Here is a 6,714-nt window from a genome sequence, read left to right on the forward strand (position 1 = left end):
TGCGGCAGGATGGGTGAGTTCGTCCCAACGTCTCGAGGTTCATCCGTGCGCATCCGTCTCGTCGCCGCCCTGTCCGCCGTCGCCGCGGCAGCCCTTCTGCTGTCGGGCTGCGCCGGTTCCGGGAACCCCGCGGCTTCGTCGTCCCCGTCCGCGTCGTCCGCCTGCATGCTGAACGCCAAGCCGGGCAAGGCGTCGGATGCCATCAAGGTCGAAGGCTCCGGCAAGGACGTCAAGGTCTCCATCCCCTCCGGCACGGACGTGAACTCCGGCAACGCCGCGCAGCGCACGGTCGTCGACAAGGCGACCGGGTCCGACATCGTCGCCGGGGACCTCGTCTCGGTCCGCTACCAGATCGTGGACGCGACGGACGGATCCGTGCTCGCGACCAGCGGCTCGGCCACCGACGGGCTCCAGCCCTTGATCTTCACCGCCAACGCCCAGCAGCCGACGCTGCTCGACGTCGCCCTCGAGTGCAAGCCGATCGGGACCGCGGTCGTCATGACCGTCCCGAGCTCCCTGCGCGGCGAGGGGCAGAAGCCCCTGGTGGTCTACGCGCAGGCCGTCAAGAAGCTTCCGACGGCCGCGGACGGCAAGGCCGTCGCCCCGGTCGAAGGGATGCCGACCGTGAAGCTCGCGAAGAACGGCGAGCCGACCATCACGGTGCCGAAGTCGACGCCTCCCACCGAGACGAAGATCGCGAACCTCAAGCAGGGCGACGGCGCCACCGTCGGCAGCGGCGATCAGGTCATCGTGCAGTACACCGGCGTCACGTGGGCGGACGGCAAGGTCTTCGACTCGAGCTGGAAGCGCGGCGCGCCCACGCAGTTCCAGACCACGGGCGTCGTGCCCGGCTTCCAGAAGGCGCTCGAGGGTCAGAAGGTGGGCTCCCAGGTCCTCGCCGTGATCCCGCCCGCAGACGGCTACGGCGACAAGGCCCAGGGATCGATCCCGGCGAACTCGACCCTCGTGTTCGTCGTCGACATCCTCGGCACCATCCCGGCCTCCGCGGGCTGACGGCCCTCGCTCCGCGGAACGGTCGTGGTCCGGCCTCACGGCTAGGCTGACGTCATGCGTCGCGTCGTCATCCTCGGCTCCACCGGATCCATCGGCACCCAGGCCCTCGACGTGATCCGGGCCAACCCGGACGCCTTCGAGGTCGTGGGTCTCGCCGCGGGATCGAACGCCGAGGAACTCGCTGCGCAGGCGGAGGAGTTCGACGTCGACGACACGGCCCTCGGCGCGGTCGAGGCGGAACAGCTCGTCCACGACGTCGAGGCCGACGTGGTCCTCAACGCGATCACGGGATCGATCGGCCTCGGATCGACCCTCGCCGCGCTCCGGGCCGGTCGCACGCTCGCGCTCGCGAACAAGGAGTCGCTGATCGTGGGCGGTCCGCTGGTGACCGCGCTCGCCGCACCGGGCCAGATCGTCCCGGTCGACTCCGAGCACTCCGCGCTCGCGCAGGCACTGCGCGCGGGCACGGAGCGCGAGGTCCGGCGTCTCGTCGTGACGGCCTCGGGAGGGCCGTTCCGCGGCCGCCGTCGGGAGGAGATGGCCGACGTCACCCCCGCGGAGGCCCTCGCGCACCCGACCTGGGACATGGGACGCATGGTCACGACGAACTCGGCCACACTGGTGAACAAGGGCCTCGAGGTGATCGAGGCGCATCTGCTCTTCGACGTGGACTACGAACGGATCGATGTCGTCGTCCATCCTCAGTCGATCGTGCACTCCATGGTCGAGTTCGTGGACGGATCCACGATCGCGCAGGCGTCCCCGCCGGACATGCGCCTCCCGATCTCGATGAGCCTGGACTGGCCGAACCGTGTGGGAGGCGTGGGGCGTCCGCTGGACTGGACGACGGCCTCGACCTGGACGTTCGAGCCGCTGGACTCGGCGGCGTTCCCGTCGGTCGCGCTCGCGAAGAAGGTCGGCCGCGCCGGCGCGACCTACCCTGCCGTCTACAACGCGGCGAACGAGCAGGCCGTGAACGCCTTCCACGAGGGGCGGCTGCCGTTCCTCGGCATCGTCGAGACGATCGAGCGCGTGGTCGACGCGCACGAGCCGCCGGAGACCCTCACGGTCGAGTCCCTGTCCGCCGCGGAGGACTGGGCGCGCGCCACGGCGGATCGCCTCATCGCGCAGCGCGCCGCGGCCGGTGCCTGAGCGAAGGGATGCTCCGACGGGGCCGTGCCCGGCGTCGGGCACGGCGGTTTCCTAGCACGTCCGGGTAGCGTGGCGGGGTGGAGATCCTGTTGTACGTCGGAGGCCTGCTCTTCGTGCTCGTCGGGCTCGGCGTCTCGATCGCCCTGCACGAGCTCGGGCACCTCGTCCCGGCCAAGCTCTTCGGCGTGCACGTCGGCCAGTACATGATCGGGTTCGGCCCGCGGCTCTTCTCGAAGCGCATCGGGGAGACCGAATACGGCGTCAAGGCCCTGCCGATCGGCGGGTTCATCTCCATGTCCGGCATGTACCCGCCCTCTCCCGGCGAGGGCGACAATGCGGGAGCGGACTCCCGGTCGCGCGGCGCCTTCCGCTCGCTCATCCAGGACGCACGGGCGGCCAACGACGAGACCATCGACCCGCAACGCGCCTGTCGGGTGTTCTACCTGCTGCCCGTCTGGAAGCGGGTCGTGGTGATGTTCGGCGGTCCGTTCATGAACCTCGTGCTCGCGGTCGTGATCTTCACGATCCTGCTGAGCGGGATCGGCGTGCAGCAGGGCACGACCACGATCGCCTCGGTGTCCGAGTGCGTCCTGCCCGCCGGATCCACCCGCACGGCGTGCGCCGCGGACGACCCGGCGGCGCCGGCGGCGGAGGCCGGCGTCAAGCCCGGTGACGTGCTCGTGTCGGTCGACGGAACCCCCGTCTCGACGTTCGCTCAGGCGAGCGCGATCATCCAGGCGTCCCCGGGGCGGACGATTCCGCTGGTCGTGCGTCGCGACGGCGCGGACGTCACCCTGTCGTTGACGCCGGTCGCGGCGCAGCGCCAGGCCGTGGACGCGAACGGCCGGGCCGTGGTCGATGACAAGGGCAACGCCGTGCTGCACACCGTCGGTTACGCGGGGGTCGGCGCGCAGCTCGCCTACGTTCCCCAGCCGTTGACGGCGGGCGTCGAACAGGCGGGGCAGAACACGGGAGCCGTGGTCTCCCTGATCGCGAACCTGCCCGTGCGGCTGTGGGACGTGGGCGTCTCGCTCGTGACGGGGACGCCGCGTGATCCCAACGGGCCGCTGAGCGTCGTCGGAGTCGGGCGGATCGCGGGCGAGGTGGCCGCCGCTCAGGCTCCGTTGCTCAACCGTTTCGCCGTCCTGCTGAGCCTGCTGGGGTCGCTCAACATCGCCCTGTTCGTCTTCAACCTCATCCCGTTGCTGCCGCTGGACGGCGGTCACATCGTGGTCGCGCTGTGGGACGGTCTGAAACGCCTCTGGGCCAGACTGTTCCGCAGACCGCCCCCGAAGCCCGTCGATGCGACGCGTCTGGTGCCGCTCACGATCGTCGTCGCGGGCGTGCTCATCGCGATGGGCGCGCTGCTGCTCGTGGCCGACCTGTTCAACCCGGTCAAGCTGCCGACCTGAGCCGCCGCGGCGGGGTCCCTCAGCCCAGCGCGTGCGAGACGAGGCGCTGCAGCGTCGCCATGCCGTCCCGGGACAGGATCGACTCCAGGTGGCCCTGCACGGACGCGAAGCCGGGGCCACGCAGCGCGAAGACGTCGCCGGTCACCGGATCCGCCGAGACGTCCGCGATCCCGACCGCCGTCGTGCCCGGCGCGACCCGCGCGGTGAACGTGTTGTAGAAACCGATCGAGGCGTCCTCGCCGAAGACCGGGACGGACTTCTGCAGACCCTGGTGGGGGGACGCGAGAGCGGCGAGGCGGATCCCGAGACCATCCGCGAGGATCTGATGGCTCAGGCAGACTGCGAGGAGCGGCCGTCCGTCCGCGCGGCGACGTGCGACGACCTCGCGCATGCGCGCGATGCGCGGCGAGGATCCGTCCCGCGGATCGCCGGGGCCGGGGCCCGCGACGACGAGATCGGCCGCATCCAGCTCCTCCTCCCGCGCCTGGGCCCAGGACAGGATCCGCACGCTGAGGCCGAGGTGTCGCAACTGGTGCGCCAGCATGGTCGTGAAGCGGTCCTCGGCGTCCACGACGACCGCGGTGCGCCCTGCGAATGGCACCGAGGTCTCGGCAGCCGGTGCGCCGTCCTGCGGGTTGATCCAGAACTCCGCGAGGCGCGCATTGCGCGAGGCGAGCAGACGCTGGATGCCAGGATCGTCCCCGGGGGTCCTGCCGTCACCCGGCGCGTCCGCGTCGGCGCGTTCCTCGGCGACCGCATCCCGCGCGACCGCGCCGATCGCGCCGAGGACGCCCGCCGCCTTCCCGTGCGTCTCGCCGACCTCGCCCGCCGGCTCCGAATGGCGCACGAGCGTCGCGCCCACGGGCACGCTCAGCGCACCCGCGTCGAGGTATACGGTGCGGATGAGGATCGGCGCGTCCAGGTCGTGTCCGCCCTCGCCGTTCGGCGTGAACAGGGCGGCGACGCCGGAGTAGTAGCCGCGCGGCTTGCGCTCGTGCCGGCGGATCACCGTGCAGGCGTTCTGCATGGGGGAGCCCGTCACGGTCGGGGCGAACATCGTCTCGCGGAGGATGTCGCGCGGATCCAGACGGCTCCTGCCACGCAGCATGTACTCGGTGTGCGTGAGCCGCGACATCTGCTTGAGATGCGGACCGGTGATGCGTCCGCCGTCCGCACAGACGGCGCTCATCATCTTGAGCTCCTCGTCGACGACCATGAACAGCTCCTCGGTCTCCTTCGTGGAGGAGAGGAACTCGGTGAGCGTGGCCACGGTCGAACCGCCGGCGGGGTGGCGGAAGGTCCCCGAGATCGGGTTCATGGTGACGACGCCGTCCTGCGCCACGACGTGCGCCTCGGGGCTCGCGCCCACCGCGATCACCCCCGGGGTGACGACGGCGAACGTCCAGTACGCGCCCCGCTCGTGCTCGAGCAGCGCACGGAACCAGGTGAGCGCGGCGATCCGCTCCGCGTTCGGCGCAGTCGTGTCGATCGTCGCGGTGTAGTCACGGCGGATCACGAAGTTCGCGCCCTCGCCCCGACCGATCTCGTCGGCGATCACGCGCTCGACGATCGCCGCGTAGTCCTCGTCGCTGAGGTCGAAGCCGCCGTCGTGCAGGTCGATCGGCTCGGAGGGGAGGGCGGCGCGCACCTCGTCGAAGGGGAGGTGCAGATGCTCCCGGACGACCAGGCAGCGCAGGGGAGCGCCGTCGTCCTGCGCCTCGAACCCGCGCTCGCGCACCTGCCGGTAGGGCACCAGGGCGAACACCTCACGACGGTCCTCTCCTTCGCCCAGCGGGATGTCGGCGAGATTCTCGACATCGACGAGGTCTCCGGTGAGCAGCTCCACGCTGTCGGAGCCCTCTCGGGCGAGCAGCACGAACGAGGTCTCGTCCGCGAGCGTGCGGATCCGGTCGGCAACGGTCATCAAGGCGCTCCTGTAGCGGGGATCCGGCGCGGCGGAAAACGACAAGACCGCCCCGGAAGGCGGTCTGGATCGTGGTACGCGAACTCACCGCCTAGGAGGCGGGCCACCAGGTGCGGTTCGCGGACATGCGCCGAAACTATCACACGGATCCCATTCAGCCGGGCGCGGGTAGCCTGTATGACGTGCCAGCTGTGAACCTGGGGATGCCCCGGATCCCCGAAGTCCTCGCCCCGCGACGCAAGAGCCGCCAGATCAAGGTCGGCAAGGTGCTCGTCGGCGGCGGTGCGCCGATCAGCGTCCAGTCGATGACGACGACGAAGACGACCGACATCAACGGGACGCTGCAGCAGATCGCCGAGCTCACCGCGTCGGGCTGCGAGATCGTGCGCGTCGCGGTCCCGTCGCAGGACGACGCCGACGTGCTGCACATCATCGCGGCGAAGAGCCAGATCCCGGTCATCGCCGACATCCACTTCCAGCCGAAGTACGTGTTCCAGGCGATCGACGCCGGCTGCGCGGCCGTGCGCGTCAACCCCGGCAACATCCGCAAGTTCGACGATCAGGTCGGTGCGATCGCGAAGGCGGCGCAGGCCGCAGGCGTCTCGCTGCGGATCGGCGTGAACGCCGGATCCCTCGATCGGCGTCTGCTGGAGAAGTACGGCAAGGCGACGCCGGAAGCCCTCGTCGAGAGCGCCGTCTGGGAGGCATCGCTCTTCGAGGAGCACGACTTCCACGACTTCAAGATCTCGGTCAAGCACAACGACCCCGTCGTCATGGTGAAGGCCTACCGGCAGCTCGCCGAGCGCGGCGACTGGCCCCTGCACCTCGGCGTGACCGAGGCGGGCCCGGCCTTCCAGGGCACGATCAAGAGCGCCACCGCGTTCGGCATCCTGCTCGGCGAGGGCATCGGCGACACGATCCGCGTCTCCCTGTCGGCGCCGCCGGCGGAGGAGGTCAAGGTCGGCCACCAGATCCTGCAGTCGCTGAATCTGCGCGAGCGCACGCTCGAGATCGTCTCCTGCCCGTCGTGCGGCCGTGCCCAGGTCGACGTCTACAGCCTCGCCGAGAACGTCACCGAGGGACTCAAGGACATGACCGTCCCGCTGCGCGTGGCCGTCATGGGCTGCGTCGTGAACGGCCCGGGCGAGGCTCGCGATGCCGACCTCGGCGTCGCGAGCGGCAACGGCAAGGGCCAGATCTTCGTCAAGGGCG

At 70.5% G+C, this 6,714-nt stretch carries 5 protein-coding genes; 4 read left to right on the top strand and 1 reads right to left on the bottom strand.

The features are described from left to right. Window positions 1-45: 45 nt before the first annotated feature. The 3 genes from Q0P88_RS06855 (at window position 46) to Q0P88_RS06865 (ending at window position 3,578) form a co-directional block, all read left to right on the top strand. Entirely contained in the window at window positions 46-1,014 is a 969-nt protein-coding gene (locus Q0P88_RS06855) for an FKBP-type peptidyl-prolyl cis-trans isomerase (RefSeq protein ID WP_295012442.1), read from the top strand. 54 nt (window positions 1,015-1,068) lie between these two features. Then, the gene (dxr, locus tag Q0P88_RS06860; RefSeq protein ID WP_295012444.1) at window positions 1,069-2,166 is read left to right on the top strand and encodes a 1-deoxy-D-xylulose-5-phosphate reductoisomerase; all 1,098 of its coding nucleotides are present in this window, start codon (window positions 1,069-1,071) and stop codon (window positions 2,164-2,166) included. 77 nt (window positions 2,167-2,243) lie between these two features. Then, a complete protein-coding gene (locus tag Q0P88_RS06865; RefSeq protein WP_295012446.1) occupies window positions 2,244-3,578 on the top strand; it encodes an RIP metalloprotease in 1,335 nt (444 codons plus the stop codon). Window positions 3,579-3,597: 19 nt separating this feature from the next. Here Q0P88_RS06865 and Q0P88_RS06870 read toward each other — a convergent pair whose 3' ends face one another. Continuing rightward, entirely contained in the window at window positions 3,598-5,502 is a 1,905-nt protein-coding gene (locus Q0P88_RS06870) for an anthranilate synthase family protein (protein ID WP_295012448.1), read from the bottom strand. Between the two features lie 182 nt (window positions 5,503-5,684). Between Q0P88_RS06870 and ispG the strand changes: the two genes are divergently transcribed. Further along, the coding region (ispG, locus tag Q0P88_RS06875; protein ID WP_295012450.1) for a flavodoxin-dependent (E)-4-hydroxy-3-methylbut-2-enyl-diphosphate synthase at window positions 5,685-6,714 on the top strand (1,030 nt) is incomplete at its 3' end.

The sequence above is a fragment of the uncultured Microbacterium sp. genome (assembly GCF_945952435.1).
Classification (GTDB): Bacteria; Actinomycetota; Actinomycetes; order Actinomycetales; family Microbacteriaceae; genus Microbacterium.